This is a genomic window from Verrucosispora sp. WMMA2121 (assembly GCF_027460185.1).
GTDB classification, from domain to species: Bacteria; Actinomycetota; Actinomycetes; order Mycobacteriales; family Micromonosporaceae; genus Micromonospora; species Micromonospora palythoicola.
This window is the reverse complement of the sequence record NZ_JAPZBH010000006.1, coordinates 2,883,337-2,899,372: the sequence shown is the minus strand read 5'-3', so window position 1 is coordinate 2,899,372 and position 16,036 is coordinate 2,883,337. Positions and strand designations below refer to the sequence as shown.

General features: G+C 69.2%; 13 protein-coding genes and 1 pseudogene. 4 read left to right on the top strand and 10 right to left on the bottom strand.

The window, feature by feature from the left end; genetic code table 11:
• The first annotated feature begins 23 nt into the window (after positions 1-23).
• The 4 genes and pseudogenes from O7605_RS21920 to O7605_RS21905 all read left to right on the top strand — a co-directional run bounded on the left by O7605_RS21920 (position 24) and on the right by O7605_RS21905 (position 5,720).
• Complete coding sequence (locus tag O7605_RS21920) at positions 24-1,499, top strand: family 43 glycosylhydrolase (protein WP_269740886.1); 1,476 nt, start codon at positions 24-26, stop codon at positions 1,497-1,499.
• A 217-nt stretch (positions 1,500-1,716) separates the two neighbouring features.
• Positions 1,717-3,435: a cellulose-binding domain-containing protein gene (locus tag O7605_RS21915; RefSeq protein WP_269740885.1), complete on the top strand. Its 1,719-nt coding sequence runs from the start codon at positions 1,717-1,719 to the stop codon at positions 3,433-3,435.
• 197 nt (positions 3,436-3,632) lie between these two features.
• Positions 3,633-3,786, top strand: a pseudogene (locus tag O7605_RS21910) (YdeI/OmpD-associated family protein); the annotation flags it as partial.
• A gap of 257 nt (positions 3,787-4,043) precedes the next feature.
• Positions 4,044-5,720: a right-handed parallel beta-helix repeat-containing protein gene (locus tag O7605_RS21905; protein ID WP_269740884.1), complete on the top strand. Its 1,677-nt coding sequence runs from the start codon at positions 4,044-4,046 to the stop codon at positions 5,718-5,720.
• 63 nt (positions 5,721-5,783) lie between these two features.
• On the opposite strand, the gene O7605_RS21900 is transcribed toward O7605_RS21905, so the two are convergent.
• The 10 genes from O7605_RS21900 to O7605_RS21855 form a co-directional block, all read right to left on the bottom strand.
• Complete coding sequence (locus O7605_RS21900) at positions 5,784-6,224, bottom strand: acyl-CoA thioesterase (RefSeq protein ID WP_269740883.1); 441 nt, start codon at positions 6,222-6,224, stop codon at positions 5,784-5,786.
• Positions 6,217-7,425 carry an L-2-hydroxyglutarate oxidase gene (gene lhgO / locus O7605_RS21895; RefSeq protein ID WP_269740882.1) on the bottom strand — a complete coding sequence of 403 codons (1,209 nt, stop codon included), beginning with the start codon at positions 7,423-7,425 and terminating at the stop codon, positions 6,217-6,219. Before lhgO ends, O7605_RS21900 begins: the two co-directional genes overlap by 8 nt.
• Positions 7,422-8,189: an SDR family NAD(P)-dependent oxidoreductase gene (locus O7605_RS21890; RefSeq protein WP_269740881.1), complete on the bottom strand. Its 768-nt coding sequence runs from the start codon at positions 8,187-8,189 to the stop codon at positions 7,422-7,424. Before O7605_RS21890 ends, lhgO begins: the two co-directional genes overlap by 4 nt.
• The gene (locus O7605_RS21885) at positions 8,186-9,664 is read right to left on the bottom strand and encodes an aldehyde dehydrogenase family protein (RefSeq protein WP_269740880.1); all 1,479 of its coding nucleotides are present in this window, start codon (positions 9,662-9,664) and stop codon (positions 8,186-8,188) included. Before O7605_RS21885 ends, O7605_RS21890 begins: the two co-directional genes overlap by 4 nt.
• On the bottom strand, positions 9,661-10,857 hold the full coding sequence (locus O7605_RS21880) for an iron-containing alcohol dehydrogenase family protein (RefSeq protein ID WP_269740879.1): 1,197 nt from the start codon (positions 10,855-10,857) through the stop codon (positions 9,661-9,663). The genes O7605_RS21885 and O7605_RS21880 overlap by 4 nt, the downstream gene beginning before the upstream one ends.
• A gap of 9 nt (positions 10,858-10,866) precedes the next feature.
• Positions 10,867-11,889, bottom strand: coding sequence for a zinc-dependent alcohol dehydrogenase (locus tag O7605_RS21875; protein WP_269740878.1), 1,023 nt, complete (start codon positions 11,887-11,889; stop codon positions 10,867-10,869).
• On the bottom strand, positions 11,886-12,728 hold the full coding sequence (locus O7605_RS21870; protein WP_269740877.1) for an SDR family NAD(P)-dependent oxidoreductase: 843 nt from the start codon (positions 12,726-12,728) through the stop codon (positions 11,886-11,888). Before O7605_RS21870 ends, O7605_RS21875 begins: the two co-directional genes overlap by 4 nt.
• Positions 12,725-13,264 carry a hypothetical protein gene (locus O7605_RS21865; RefSeq protein ID WP_269740876.1) on the bottom strand — a complete coding sequence of 180 codons (540 nt, stop codon included), beginning with the start codon at positions 13,262-13,264 and terminating at the stop codon, positions 12,725-12,727. Before O7605_RS21865 ends, O7605_RS21870 begins: the two co-directional genes overlap by 4 nt.
• 131 nt (positions 13,265-13,395) lie before the next feature.
• The gene (locus O7605_RS21860; protein ID WP_269740875.1) at positions 13,396-15,033 is read right to left on the bottom strand and encodes a class I adenylate-forming enzyme family protein; all 1,638 of its coding nucleotides are present in this window, start codon (positions 15,031-15,033) and stop codon (positions 13,396-13,398) included.
• Entirely contained in the window at positions 14,999-15,976 is a 978-nt protein-coding gene (locus O7605_RS21855; protein ID WP_269740874.1) for a branched-chain amino acid ABC transporter permease, read from the bottom strand. The genes O7605_RS21860 and O7605_RS21855 overlap by 35 nt, the downstream gene beginning before the upstream one ends.
• Positions 15,977-16,036: the final 60 nt, after the last annotated feature.

The following is a 16,036-nucleotide window of genomic DNA, read 5'->3' as shown; positions in this document are numbered from 1 at the left end:
TACGTAGGCAAACCATTGCCACCGTGTTGGTCACCGCTGTCACCGTCGGCGTGGGCCTGGTGGTTTCTTCCACCCCGAGCAGCGCGGCTCCCGGAGCATCGTTCCGAAACCCCATCGTCGGTACGCCCAACAGCGCCGACCCGTGGCTCGGCTATCACAACGGCAACTACTACTACACGGCCACCACCTGGACCGGGAACATCTACATCCGCAAGGCGTCCACTCTTGGCGGCCTGCGGACCGCACCGGAGACCCGTGTCTTCACGATGTCGCAGGCGAACGCGACATCGAACATGTGGGCGCCCAGCATGCACCTACTCAACGGCCCGAACGGGCAGCGCTGGTACCTGTACTACTCGGCCGGCCCGAGCGCGTGCTGCGGCGGGCAGCGCCAGCATGTGCTGGAGAGCGCGGGAACCGACCCGATGGGCCCCTACACGTATCGGGGCCAACTCAACCTGATGCCGAACAACGGCTGGTCGATCGACGGTAGTGTCATGACGGTCAACGGGGTGAACTACTTCGTGTTCTCCGCGTTCAACAACAACAGCGGGTTCGACAACGGCGGCCTACAGAGCCTGTACATCACCCGCCTGACCAACCCGTGGACACCCGCGGCCTTGGGCACGCTGATCTCCGAGCCGAGCCACCCGTGGGAACTCCAGGGCAACCCCGTCAACGAAGGCCCCTACGTGCTGCAGCGCGGCGGTCGCACCTTCCTCACCTACTCGGCCAGCTACTGCGGCACACCCGACTACAAGATCGGGGCACTGGAGCTGACCGGCTCCAACCCACTGAGCCGCAGTTCGTGGACCAAGCTGGCCAACCCGCTCTTCCAGCGCGCCGACGCAAACGGGGTCTACGGTCCCGCCCACCACTCCTTCTTCACATCGCCCGACGGCACCGAAGACTGGATCGTCTACCACGCCAACTCCTCGTCCTCGCAGGGATGCGGTACCACCCGCACCAGCCGGGCCCAGCGAATCTCCTGGAACCCGGATGGCACGCCGAACCTGGGCATGCCCGTCTCCACCTCGACAGTGCTGGCCGGTCCGTCGGGCGAGCTCGACAACGCGGGCGCGGTGCCCATCCAGCGGTTGCAGTCGTTCAACTTCCAGGACCGCTACGTACGGCACCAGGACTACGCCGTCCGGATCGACTCGAACGTCAACCCGGCGTTGGACGGGCAGTTCCGGGTGGTCCCCGGACTGGCGAACAACTCAGCCGGGTACGTGTCGTTCGAGTCGGTGAACTTCCCCGGGTACTACCTGCGGCACGCCGACTACGTCCTCAGGTTGAGTCCCAACAACGGCTCGGTAGTGTTCAGCGAGGACGCCACCTTCCGTCAGGTAGCCGGACTGGCCGACTCGTCGTGGTCGTCGTTCCAGTCCTACAACTTCCCCGACCGACACGTCAGGCACAGCAACTACATGTTGCGGGTCGACCCGATCAACAACGCCACGGGCCGCGCCGACGCCACGTTCCGCCGGATCTCCTGATCCTCAGCATCAGCTTTGTTGATCTAAGCCGCGTTGACAGCCCCAGTCCATCGCATAGCATAGATTTACATGAGTCGATGGGTGGACGCCCAGTCGGGTTCCGCTCGGCCGCCCCGGTGATCGGTGAGGCACGCTCCGGCCCCGCCGGTCAGGCGCACCCGCCTGCTGGGTTCAGATCCTCCGTCGATCCACTCCACCACCGTTCGGAGGATCGGTAATGCGCGTACATCGTCCCCGGTCCCGGCTGTGGGCAGCCGGGACCGTGGCGGCCGTGGTCGTCGCCAGCGGAGCGGCTATCACCCTCGCCGGACCCGCAGTGGCCGCACCCGGCTGCAGAGTCACCTACACGGTCGGCTCGCAGTGGCAGGGCGGTTTCACCACGACAGTCACCATCAACAACGTCGGCGACCCGGTCAGTTCCTGGACCCTTACCTGGAGCTATGACGCAGGCCAACGCGTCACGCAGGCATGGAACGCCACCGTGACGCAGAACGGGAGCCAGGTCAGCGCACGCAACGCCAGTTACAACGGCAGCATCGCGACCGGGGCCAGCACCTCGTTCGGCTTCAACGGGTCCTGGAGCGGCAGCAACCCCGCGCCGACCAACTTCGCCGTCAACGGCACTCCCTGCACCGGGTCGCCCGACCCCAACCCCACGACGCCGCCCCCCACCACACCGCCGCCCACCACACCGCCACCCGGCAACCCCACCTGGGGGACCGCACTGCCGCCCGCAGGAGCGGAGACCAGCCGGGCGTATGATCTGATCGCCACCGCGAACGAGAAGGGCTACCTGCCCCGCTCCGGCGAGTGTTCGGTCGAAATCCACGCCCGGTACTGGACGTACGGTCCGGATGGCAAGGTCTACCCGACCTGGCACCCGCCGCGCGACCCCAGCGGTTGCAACTTCGGCCACGAACACGGTGACGACCCCAGACCGTCCGACCTGTTCAGCACCGCGGGCTGGCCCGCCTTCGGCTACACAAGCGAGGTGATGCTGGACCACATGCCCGAGCACAGCCACCGGCATGAGGACCACGTCGGGCACAAGGTCCTCACGGTCAACAACGTCAACGTGATCCAGGGCGACAACGGCAGCAGCTTCTTCCCGCCGCAGGGCACCACGATCGCGACCTGCGACACTCTGCTCAAGTTCCACCAGGGCACCCACTCGCCGGACGCGTTCAGCAACAACCTGCACGAACTGCTGTTCAACCAGCGCTGCGCCGCCAGCAACGGCGGTCAGGTCACCGAGGCCCGGTACAGCGCGATGATCCCACTCGGCCGGCCCGGCGGGTTCAGCCCCAGCGAATGCCCGGGCTTCGGCGGCCAGTTCATCAACGTCGCTCCGGCGGTGCCGGCGGACTCGCCGTCGGACACCCGCTCACTCGGCCGACTGATCACCGAGCCGGGCTGCGTGCAGGCAATCCGGGAAGGCCGCACCCACTACGACCCGCTCTACCCCAATCCCGTGCCGTTCACCGTCTCCGACATGGACGACTTCTGGTTCTCCGACTTCCAGGTCACCGGTCCGGGGCTGAACTTCCGCCTGGCGCCGCTGTTCTACGTGGTCAACCCGTCGCGCTACTACGACCCGTCCAAGCCGAACAACGTGGGCCGGATCGTGGACCTGTGCTACACGAATCTCGCCGGTGGTGACTACTGCGACCAGGCCCGCCAGGCCGGCCAGAACCTCGCCTGGGACGACCCGCGCTCGCCGTTCAAGGGCACCCTGCGGGAGTTCCGGCCGGGCACCTTCCAGGTGCAGAACAGCGACCCGACCACGGTCTACACCGACGTGCACGGCCGCAACGCCTCCAGCACACCGTTCGCCGGCTCCATCAAGCAGTACTTCTCCGGCAACCAGGGCAGCTCCATGTACGTCCGGGGTGCCACCAGGGACTGGTCCGCCAGCGGGGTGCACGCCCCGAACTGACAGCCATCAACCATGACCCGGGCCCGCGACGGAACTTCCGTCGCGGGCCCGGACCGCGCCAGCCGGCAGCAGCGCCGCGGTACGACAAGCCGGGGTGTCACCATTTGACGGCCGCCTGCGCCAGCGGGTCGATGTGGCAGGCCGTTCGGGCGGGCGGTGCCAAACATCGACCCAAGGTGCGCCCGACGAGGCCGGCACTCACCACGACCAACCGGTTCGCCCTCACCCACCGGCTCAGCGCGGCGGAACGGGGCGGAGACCCGGAAGCGGAAGATCGGCGAAATCATCGCCATGCTGATCCGGCACGACACGATTCACCCGCAGAAGGCGAAGCCGCCGGAGTCGCCGTGAGGCGTGGGGGCACGATCCCGGTTCCTTCGCACTGCCGCGCTGCCCGTGTCTCCTCGACTCGACGAGCGGCTGCCCAGAATCCTGCAACAAACCTGCACATCGCTGGCCTTGTCTTCTCGGCAAGCGCTTTCCTAGCCTGGTATTACATCGATGTTTCGCTCTATAGCCAGGCTGATGACACGAACATGTAGCCATCCTGCGGTGTCGGGCTGTGCAGGAGACGCCTCGCATCGTGCTCACTCCCGAGGAGACGAACAGTGAGAACTACAGTGCGACAAAGGCTGCTCGCCGGCGGCACCGCCGTGGCCGCCGCAGCCGCCGTTGCCTCAGCGCTGCCGGTGTCCCAAGCGTCCGGCTCGGCTGACGGGTTCGCCGCCGCGTCGGTAAGCGCCAACGCGACGAACCTCAGTCTCGGGGCCGGTGCCGACGGCTCCAGCAAGGCCAGCGGCACCAGCTACGGCAACGTGATCGACGGCGACATGGGCAGCTACTGGTCGCCGACCGGCACGACCGGTCGCATCTCCGTCAAGTGGGGCACCGCCACCACTGTGGCGTCGGTGAACATCCGGGAGGCGGCCGGCGCGGTAGGTGTCGTCGGCTCCTGGCGACTCGTCAACAACGACACCGGCGCCACCCTGGCCAGTGGCGCCGGGGCGGGGGTCATCAACTTCCCCGCCACCTCGCTGAGAAAAATCAACTTCGAGATCACCGGCGCGAGCGGCACGCCGAGGATCGCCGAGTTCGAGACGTACGCCTCAGGTGCGACGCCCGGGCCGACGACCCCGCCGCCGACGACCGGGCCGACCACCCCGCCACCGAGCACACCCCCACCGACCAGCCCGCCCCCACCGTCGAGCGGCACGCTGTACGTGGCACCGACCGGCACCGACAGCGCGACCGGCACGCTTGCGAACCCGACGACGCTCACTTCCGCGATCACCCGGATTCCCGCAGGCGGGACGATCTTCCTGCGCGGCGGCACCTACCGCCACTCGCAGACCATCACCATCGCCCAGGGCAACAACGGCACGTCGAGCGCACGCAAGAACATCTTCGCGTACGCGGGTGAGACCCCGATCCTCAACTTCTCGGCGCAGAGCGAGGACCCGGCCAACCGGGGCCTGGCGGTGGGCGGATCGTACTGGCACATCCGCGGCATCATCGTCGAGCGGGCCGGCGACAACGGCATCCTGCTGGCCGGCAACAACAACATCATCGAGCGTACGATCACCCGCCACAACCGGGACTCGGGGCTGCAACTCTCGCGGCTGGTCGCCAACGCGCCCCGCGACCAGTGGCCCGCCAACAACCTCGTGGTGAGCACGGTGTCGCACGACAACGTCGACTCCGACGGCGAGGACGCCGACGGTTTCGCCCCGAAGCTCACCGTCGGCCCCGGCAACGTCTTCCGTTACACGGTGGCCCACAACAACATCGACGACGGCTACGACCTCTACACCAAGAGCGACACCGGCGCCATCGGCGCGGTGACCATCGAATCCTCCCTCGCCTACACCAACGGCACCCTGAGCAACGGCGGCCAGGCCGGCAACGGCGACCGCAACGGATTCAAGCTCGGCGGCGAGGACATCGCGGTGAACCACACCATCCGCGGCAACATCGCCTACAACAACGGCAAGCACGGGTTCACCTACAACCGCAACCCCGGCACGATGACGGTGTCGAACAACGCCAACATCGGCAACGCCGAGCGCAACTTCAACTTCGACGGCGGCTCCTCCGTGTTCCGCAACAACACCTCGTGCAACGGCGGCTCGAACGACCGGATCATCGGTAACTCCGACAGCTCGAACCAGTTCTGGTCCGGCACCAACGGATCCCGGTGTTCCTCGTACACCGGCGCTCTGGGCTGGTCCTTCGCCGCCGACGGTCGGCTGGTCGTGACCTTCGGCGGCCGAGTCGTCACCCCGTAACGAGCGCGGCCGACGCCGGCGTCACCGCCGAGATGACGCCGGCATCGGCTCAGGTACAACGGGTCAACGCTTGCCGCGGTACGAAACCACGGTGTCCGGGACGTCGCCGTACCGGATCAGCCACTCGCGCTCGACATCGGTGACAGGTCTCGGCCTGCCGCCATCGACGAGCACCAGCACCTGCCGGCTGACGGCCGCCTCGGCCCCGTCACGACTGCGGCGCAGTCGGTAGGTGGCCCGGACGGACGTTCGACCGACGTGATCGACGGTGAGGCCGACATCCAGCGTGTCGTCACTGAGCGCCGCCGGCAACAGGTAATCGCACTCGACCCGGGCGATGACGAACCCGTCCTCAGTCCAGCGCACCCCCGTGTCCTGCTCCAGGCAGCGCAGCATCGTCGTACGGTGGTCTTCGCAGTAGGTCAGGTACCGAACATGGTTGACGTGGCCAAACACGTCCAGGTCGCTGAACCGGATCGGTACCGTCACCACGAACTCAGGCATCGCCGTCCTCCAACTGGGCTACGACGTGTTCGGCGATGGCAAGACTGGAGGTCGCCGCCGGCGACGGCGCGTTACGGACCAGCATGATCGGTCCGACCCGCTCGATCAGGAAGTCGTCGACGAGAGATCCATCGCGGGCGACCGCTTGAGCGCGGACACCGGCCGGTGCCGGCGCCAGATCGGCTGCGGTGAGCCCGGGTAGGTAGCGCGCGGCGCGCCCGGCGAAGCGTCGGCGCGACAGCGAGCCGGCCAGTTCGTACATCCCGGTACGCCAGTGCCGCCGTGCCATCCTGGCCGTTCCCGGCCACACCGCCATCCGTGCCAGGTCAGGAAGGCTGACATCACGCCAGGTGTATCCCTGAGTGGACAGGGCGAGAACGGCGTTCGGTCCGACCAGCACCTCGTCGTCGACATGGCGGGTCAGATGAATACCGAGGAACGGGTAGCGCGGATCCGGCACCGGATACACCAGCCCTCGCACACGGTCACGCAGACCAGCCCGCAACAGGTAGTACTCGCCACGGAACGGGATGATGCGGGCGTCGCCGCGGCCACGCACCATCGCCGCCACCGCGTCACCGGAGAGACCGGCGCACACCACGAGCCGGCCCACGAGATACCGTTCCTGACCTGCCGACACCTCGATATGCCCGACCCCCGGTCTGATGCGGTGTACCTCGGTGGACGTCAGCACTCGACCGCCGAGCCGCCGTACGTCTGCGGCGAGACGCTCGCAGACCGCGGCGAAGTCCACCACCGCGGTACGGGGTGAGTGCAGTGCGGCGATGCCGGCCACCGCCGGCTCGCGATCGGCGATGCCGGCGCGGTCGAGCCGCGCCAGGTCCGGCACGCCGTTGCTCCGCGCCCGGTCCTCGATCCGGTCCAACGCCGGCAGTTCCGCGCGGTCCAGGGCCACCACGAGCTTGCCGAGTTCCCGGTAGGGCAGCGTGTGCTCGGCGCAGTACTCCCGCAGCAGGCCCGCGCCTCGGCGACAGAGGTGAGCCTTCAGGGAGCCGGGCTGGTAGTAGAGGCCAGCGTGCACCACGCCGCTGTTGTGGCCGGTCTGGTGTGCGGCGAGTCGGTCCTCCTTCTCGAAGACCGTGACGCTGGTGCCGGGCCGGCGCAGCAGCAGTTCCCGTGCGACCGCCAGCCCGAGTATGCCGCCGCCGACAACTCCGACGGTCTGCTTCCTGCTACTCATGCGGCCAGCCACCCTCCGTCTACGGCAATCATCTGACCGGTGACGTACGTTGACGCCTCAGCGAGAAGAAAGACCACGGCGCCACCGAGTTCCTGCGGCGTGCCAAGGCGGCGCATGGGGATCCGCGACCTGATCCACGTGTGCCGTTCCTGGTCGTCGAGCAGGTCGGCGGTGAGCGCCGTCCGGAAGTAGCCAGGAGCCAGGCAGTTCACCCGTACCCCGTCGGCCGCCCACTCGGCCGCCAGCGAGCGGGTGAGGCCCAGGACGCCGCTCTTGCTCGCCGCGTACGCCGCGACGTCGCGCAGGCCGATGGCGCTGGCCAGGGAGCCGATGAAGACGTGGCTGCCGCCCGCGGAGCGGGCGCGTTGGGCGCGGTACAGCGACGTGCTGAGGAAGAACGGCGTGTCCAGGTTGACCGCGAGGACCCGCCGCCACTCCTCGGGCCGGAAGTGGGCCGCCGGTGACCGGCTCTGCACACCCGCGGCGTGGACAACCCCGTGCACCGGCCCGGCCAGCCGCTCGGCCTCGGCCACCAACGCATCCGCGTGACCGGCCTGGTCGGCATCGGCTAACAGGTCCCAACGCAGCGGCACCACCCTCGGGCCGCCGGCCAGGGCCGTCTCCTCAAGCTCCAAGGCCGAGCGGGCGACGGCCACCACGCGGGCACCCGCGCCAGCCGCCGCCAGCACCATCGCCCGACCGAGGCCACGCCCGCCGCCGGTCACCAGCACGGTACGGCCGGTCAGATCGAATGGCGAGGTCACCACGCGAACCGCACCGCACAGGTCTTGACGCGCGAGTAGAAGTGCAGGGCCTCGGTGCCCTGCTCCTTGAACGGAGATCCCGATGCCTTGAATCCGCCGAACGGGTGGTGCACGTCCCAACCCGACGTGGGCAGGTTGACTGCCACCTGACCGGTGTCGGCGCGGTCGAGGAAGAGGTTTGCGTGGGACAGGTCGCGCGTGAACAGCGCCGCCGCCAGCCCGAACTCCGAGTCGTTGACCGCGGCGACCGCCTCGTCGAAGCCGTCGACCTCCAGCAGAGCGAGCACCGGGCCGAAGACCTCCTCGCGCCAGATGTCCATGTCGGCGGTCACCCCGGTGAGGATCGTCGGCTGGACGAAGCAGCCGTGTGCCAGCCGCCCGTCGTCCGGTGCCGTACCGCCCTCCGCGACCGTCGCTCCGGCCGCGACCGCGGCGTTGACGTGGTCGAGCACCGCGACGCGGTGCCGTTCGTTGATCACAGGTCCCATCGCTGTTCCGGGCTCGCCGCCCGGCCCCAGCACGAGGGCGCGGACCCGGGTACGCAGCAACTGGAGCAGGCCGGCGCTGACCCGCCGGTCGACGATCACCCGACTTGTCGCCGTACACCTCTGGCCTGCCTGGGCGAAGGCCGCCGCCACGATGGTGTCGGCGGCGAGGGTCAGGTCGGCGTCGGCGAGCACCACCGTGGCGTTCTTGCCACCCAGTTCGGTCTGTACCCGCAGGTTTCGACCGCTTACCGAGGCGTGGATGGCGGCTCCGACCTCGTTGCTGCCGGTGAAGGTCACGGCGGCCAGTCTCGGGTCGTCCAACAGCGCGGCCGATATGTCCGCACCGCGGCCGGTGAGCACCGACAACACCTCGGCGGGCAGCCCGGCGTCCACAAGTGCGCGGGCCAGCCGCACGCTCACCAGCGGGGTGTCCGTGGCGGGCTTCAGCAGCACGGCGTTGCCGCAGGCCAACGCGGGGGCCAGTTTGCGGGCCGGGGTCAGGAGCGGGTCGTTCCACGGCGTGATGGCCAGTACGACGCCGACCGGCTCGTACCTCACGCTGGTGGTCGTGCCGGGCCGGCCGTCGTTGAGGCTGTACCCGGTCGCCGAGCGAGCCAGTCCGCCGTAGTACTCGAAGAAGTCGGCCGCCTTGGTCAGCTCGATGCTCGCCTCGGCTCCCGTCTTGCCCATCTCGCGCACCAGGTCGGCGACGATCGGGGCGCTACGGTCGCGCAGCAGACTCGCCGTCCTGAGCAGGACCGCACCCCGGTCGAGGCCCGAGGTGCGCCCCCAGGCCCGCGCGCCCCGGATGGCTGCGGCATAGGCGCTGTCGATGTCGGTAGCCGTCAGGGCCGGTACCCGCGCCACCACCTCGCGCAGGTCCGCCGGGTCACGGACCTCCAGATCCGCGCCCTGGGTGGCACCGCGCCACTCACCGGCCACCAGCGTCTCGACGTTCCTGATCTCGGTCGCCGCGGTCGTACTCATGCGGACACCACCGTCGGCGACGAGGCCCACGCGCCGCTCAGATCTCCTTCGACCATGTGGGTCAGAAGATCTCGTACGGCGGTCTCGGTAAGCGGCACCGGGTTGTTGGGCCGCGGATAGTCACGCATGATCTCGGTGGCCATCAGCGCAACCTCCGTGGGTCGAATCCCGATTTCCGACAGGTGGCCGGGTAGTCCGAGACGGGCGGTCAGGGCGGCGACCTCCTGGGCGGCGTCCGCCAGCGTGCTACCGGCCCGGCCGGTCAGCAGCTCGGCCAGGTGTACACCGATCTCGGCTGGCACCGCCGCGTTGTAGGCCAGGCAGTACGGCAGCGCCAGGGCGCAGCAGGTGCCGTGCGGCAACGGCGAACGCCGCGCCACCACGTAGGCCAGGCTGTGCCCCAGCACCACGCCGGCGTTGAGCGCGATCCCAGCCAGGTGCGCGGCGTAGAGCGTACGGCCGCGGGCGGCGCCGTCGCCCGCGACGGCAGGTTCGAGGTTCGCGCGCAGCATGGTGATCGCCTGGGCGCTGAGTGCCAGCGTGAAGGGCGTGCGGAGCGTCGACAACATCGACTCGATCGCGTGAGCCAGCGCGTCCATGCCGGTGGCGGCGACGACCGTGCTGGGCAGCCCGGTCACCAGTTGCTCGTCGAGCACGGCGATCGAGGGCACGAACTGGCTGCAGCTGATGACGCGCTTGACACCACCGACCGTGATCATCGCAATTCGGGATGCCTCCGAACCCGTACCGCTCGTCGTCGGCACGAGCACCAGCGGCGGCAGCGACCGCTGCGGCTCCACCACCCCCACGTGGTCGGCGGCGGCGCCCGAATTGGTCGCGAGCAGCGCCGCGACCTTGGCGGCGTCCATGGCGCTACCCCCGCCGATCCCGATCACCGCTGTCACGCCCCGCTCGCGGGCCTGGGCGGCGGCGGCGTCGACAACGGCCTCGCCGGGCTCGCCGGAGACCTGGTCGAAGACGTCGGTCACGAAGTCGGCAGCATGTAGACCGGTGAGCAGGTCGGCAAGCAGACCGAGCTGGGTGACGGCGGCGTCCGCGACCACCAGTACCGGGCCGGGTGCCACACCCCTTGCCCGCAGCACCGAGCCGACCTGTCCGGACGTCCCGGGACCGGCCAGCGTCTCGCGTGGCGCGAGGTGACCATGAATTTGTGCGTGCTCGCTGATGGGCATCGTTGCCTCCTACGCCGCGCAGGGCTGCGGCTGTTCGGCTGGCTCGGTGGTGGGCACCACGAGCACCTTGACGGCTGTCTCGTCGGTGGCACTGGCGCGGATGGCGGCTCCGGTCTCGTCGAGCGGGAACCGATGCGACACCGCCGCGCGCATCGACACGCGCCCGTCGACGATCAGGCTGATCGCGCGGTGGAAGTCGCGATCCAGGTAGGCGAACGCACCGCGCAGATCGGCGTGTGCCGCCTCAACCGGAATGGGCCGGTCGGACAGGCCGAGCAGTACCAGCGGTGCCCGCTCGGCCGCACGCGCCGCGGTGGCCAGCCCGCCCGAGGCACCGGACGCCTCGAAGACCGCGTCGTGACGGCCGGTGGCCACCTCGTCCGCGGTAACGGTCCTCGCGCCGAGCACCTCGGCCGCCGCGCGCCGGACCGGCCGCGGCTCGACAACGTCGACGCGCACGCCACCGGCGATGAGCGCGCCGATCACGCACAGTCCGACGGATCCGGCACCGACCACCAGCGCCTGATCGCCGGCGGACGCCGCGGAGAGCGTGATCGCGCGGATCGCGACCGCCAGGGGCTCCGCCCAGAGCAGGTCCTCCGGATCGACGTGCTCGGGCACCGGCACGACGTCGCGGCCGATGACGGCGTCCGGCACGAGCACCTCCTCGGCGAAGCCGCCAGCCAGTCCGTAGGCGAGGCTGCGGGCCGCGCTGCGGCCGCACAGGTGCGCGTCACCTCGTGCGCAGTACCAGCATCTGCCGCAGGTCCGCAGGGGACGAACCGCCACGAGGGTCCCGGGCCCCAACTCGACCTCGGCGCCGACGGCGATCACCCGCCCGGCCATCTCGTGACCCATGACCTGGCCCGGTTTCACATAGTGACCGTGCAGGTAGCTCCCGACGTCGGAGCCGCAGACCCCGCACGCCGTCACCCGGAGCAGCACGTCCCGTGGGCCGAGTTCGGCCCGTTGCACCTCGACGATCTCCACCGCGCCTGCGGCACGGAACACCGCCTGCCGATACCCGCTCAATGCATCTCCTGACCGCCGGTCACGTTGATCGACTCTCCCGTTACGTAGGCCGCCCGTGGCGAGGCAAGGAACCGCACCATGTCGGCGATGTCGCCCGGCACCGCGAAGCGTCCGAGCGGGATCTGCCGGAGCAGCTTGGTCTTGTAGCGCTCCGGATCGATCCCGAACCGCTTGGGGTAGGTCTCGAACACGCCTCCCTTGACGTCGAGCAGCGGCGTGAGCACGGTGCCCGGGCAGACCGCGTTGACGGTGACACCGTGCGGCCCCAACTCGTGAGCAAGGCTCTGGGTGAACCCGAGGACGGCGAACTTCGCGGCCGTGTAGGCGGCCATCGAGGGTTGGCCGGTCTTGCCCGCCTGGGACGCCATGTTGATGATCCGGCCGCCGCGGCCCTGCCGGACGAGGATGCGCGCCGCGGCCCGGCTGCACAGGAAGGTGCCCGTGGCCATCACGTCGAGGTTGAGTCGCCAGTCGGCCTCGCTGAGATCGACCACGTCGGTGAGACCGACCGCGAGACCCGCGTTGTTCACGGCCACGTCGAGTCGCCCGAACGTGTCGACGGCGGCGGCGAACAACGCGTCGACCTCCGCCGCGCGCCGGACGTCACAGGGCACGGCTAGGACGTCGCCACCGGTCGTCTGCGCGAGTCCGCTGGCCGTGCGGTCGAGCATCGTCGCGGTGGCGGACTCGTAGTCGGGGTGTGAGCTCATCGGTGTGGCGAGGTCCGACACGATCACCCGGTAGCCGTCGGCCAGCAATCCGGCCGCGATCTCCTGGCCGATCCCACCCGGCCGGCCGGCACCGGTGACGACGGCTACCGGCGCCTCGTCCCTACTCATGACGCATCCCTTCCGATCAGGCCGGCGGCGAGTAGTTCCCACGCGCTCATCAGGTCCCGGCGCTGCAGCAGCCGAATCTCCCGCTGCACGATCGTCGTCGGCGTGGGCGTGGTCCGGGCGATGCCTGGCACACCGGCGGCACCGCCACGGCGTACCGTGGCAGCGGCCCACGCGAGATCCCCGTCGAGATCGATGACCACGTCCGCGCGTCCCGGCCGTCCGCGGGCGATCCACTCGTCCCGGGACGCCTCGCCCGGCAGGACATCCGCCACGACGGTACGTACGAGGTCGCACACGGCGGCGGCGTGCCGGTGGTCCTGGGTGCGTACCTGCACCGCGCCGAGCGGCATTCCGCTGGCGAGCACCATGTCCACGACGCTGATGGCGTCGAGCAGCAGCGGCGCCGACGCGACCGGTGGCCCGTTGCGGTCGGTGCGCGCGGTGTTCGCCGAGGTGCAGTGGGCCGGATCGCCGACCCGGCATCGGGGGCACGCTCCGCACTGGGCGGAGCTGAGGGTGGCACCCTCAGCGCTCACCTGCACACGGTACGGGCCGAGCTCCTCAGTGCTCATCATCTTCTCCCAACCGACTGGTCGGTCGACCGTACTGGCCAAGCCCATGCACGGTCAATGACTAAATCCACTGTCGCTGCCCTTCTGGCGAGCTGCTACCGAACGCTACTCGACTGGCCAGTCGGTAAGCTTGGGGTGACGAGCCTCCGCAACTCCTTCTTGAGCAGCTTCCCGGAGGCGTTGCGGGGCAGCGTCGGCACGACCTCGATCTCGTCAGGACACTTGAAGCTCGCGAGCCTCGCCCGGCAGAAGGCGCGGATGTCCTTCAGATCGGGCGTCGCCGCGCTCGGCACCAACACGAGGTAAGCCTTGGGCCGCTCACCCCAACGCTGGCTCGGGACCCCGATCACGGCCACCTCCGCCACGGCAGGGTGGTCGAGCAGGACGCTCTCCACCTCCGCGGGGAAGATGTTCTCGCCACCAGAGATGATCATGTCCTTGACGCGGTCGCAGAGATACAGATGGCCGTCAGGCCCGAAGTAGCCCATGTCGCCCGTCCGCAGCCACCCCCCGGGCATCAGCACCGCCGCCGTCTCCTCGGGCCGCCGCCAGTAACCGGCCATGACCTGGGCACTACGCACCCAGACCTCGCCCACCTCACCGACAGGCAACTCGGTGCCGTCGTGCAGTGCGCGGATCGACAGCTCGATGCCTCGGCGCGGACGCCCGCAGGAGCGCAGCAGATCAGGCTCGCCCTCGGCCGGCTCGGGCTGCCCGGCCGCCTCCCGATGCGCCTCCGGTCCCAGCTGGGTCATCGAGCTACAGCTCTCCGTCATCCCGTAGGCCTGGATGAAGTCCGCATCCAGGACCTCAAGAGCCTCCCGCAGCTGACTACGTGGTATCGGCGAGGCGCCGTACACGATGATCTCCAGCGCCCTGATGTCCAGGCGATCCCGGAGTTGCTGCTCAACGATGGAGGCCATCAGAGCGGGCACCAGGATGACGTGGGTGACGCCGTGCGCGGAGATCGACCGTAGGATCAGATCCGGCCGAGCCTCCTCGAGGAGCACCACGGTGGCACCCCGGGCGACCGAAACAAGGATCCAGCCAAGCCCGCCGATGTGGAAGGCCGGCAGCGGGCACAGCAGGACCGAGCCCGGCATCACCCGCCAGTCCTCGTGCGCGCCGCTGAGCAATGACCACATGTTGCGGTGACTGAGCAGGACCCCCTTGGGTCGTCCGGTGGTGCCGGAGGTGTAGAGCTGCACGCAGGTGTCGTCGAGGTCGGAGCTGCTCCGACCCGCGATCGGCACAGCTTCGCCCACCCACGTGTCGTAGTCGCGCCCGCGCGTCGACGCCATCTCGTTGCCCATGGTCGAGGCCAACAGCACGATCGCGGGACCGTCGCGCGTCGGGTCGACGAGGCCGTCCGCGGACGGCACCTGCGGATCCACGACGACGAGCCTCGCCTCGGCGTCCTCGACGATGGCGCGAAGCTCCGCCGTCGCCAGGCGCCAGTTGAGCACCACCGGCACGGCGCCCAGCACGAGGGCGGCGAAGTAGACCTCGACCAGTTCGACCCGGTTGCGTGCGAGCACGGCCACCCGGTGTCCGGCGGCGATGCCGTCGGCCGCCATGGCGCCGGCGACCTGACGCGTGCGGGTGGCCAGTTGGGCGTACGTGAGGCTGCGTCCCCGCCACTGGACCGCCAGGTGGTCGGGGCGGTGCTCCGCGTTGTCGTCGAGCGCGGTCAGCAGGTCACCCGGACCGCGCGTCAGCCAGGTTGCCGGCATTGCCCATCTCCTCCTCGGCGGATCTCGCCTCGTCCCGTACCTGGACGAGCTTCCCGAGCGCGGTTCGGAACAGCTGAACGAAGCCACCGGGCATCAGGAACATCACGGCGATGATGGCGACGCCGAACACCATTCCGGACAGACCCTGGTTGACATCCGCGGCGTACTGCGGCAGGAGGTGCACGATCGCCGCGCCGAAAAGCGCACCCCAGACCGAACCCAGGCCGCCCATGACGACACCCGCGAGTAGGAAGATCGACAGCATCACGCCTACCGACTGTGGCGCGATGAAGCCGATGGCGAGCACGTAGAAGGCACCACCGAGGCCGGCGAGCATACCGCTCGTGCCGAACAGGGCGGTCTTCCAGCGGGCGGTGTCGACGCCCTGACTGCGCGCGACGATCTCGTTCTGTTTGATGACGGCCAGGGCCAGCCCGCTGTAGCCGCTGGTGATCCGCGATACCAGCCAGGTCACCAACAGCATCGCCGCCAGGACGATGTAGTAGACGCTCGCGTCCTTGCCCAGTGGGCTGTCACGCAGCCAGTCAGGAGTCGGCACGATGACACCTTGGACCCCGCCGGTCAGCCCCTCGAAGCGCCGCAGCAGCGGCCCGGTCGACAACGCCAACGCCAGGGTGGCCAGCGCGAGGTACAGACCCCTCAGCCGCAGTGCAGGAAAGCCGAGCAGTAGGCCGGCCCCGCCCGAGAACAGGGCGACCGGAATGAGCGTCGCGAAGAAATTCCAGCCGTGGTCGGCCATGAGTACCCCACTGGTGTATCCACCCACGGCGATGAAGAAGCTGTGTCCGAGCGAGACCTGCCCGCCGTAGCCGACCAGGAGGTTGAGCCCCAGCACGCCGATCGCCAGGGCGAGGATCAGGCTGACCTGGAACACGCTGAACGCCGTCATGAAGAACGGAATCGCCAGCGCGACCAGGAGCACGACGCTGACCGCCGCGCGGGTGACATGGCGCGCCCGACGTGGACTGACGACGATCGGAAA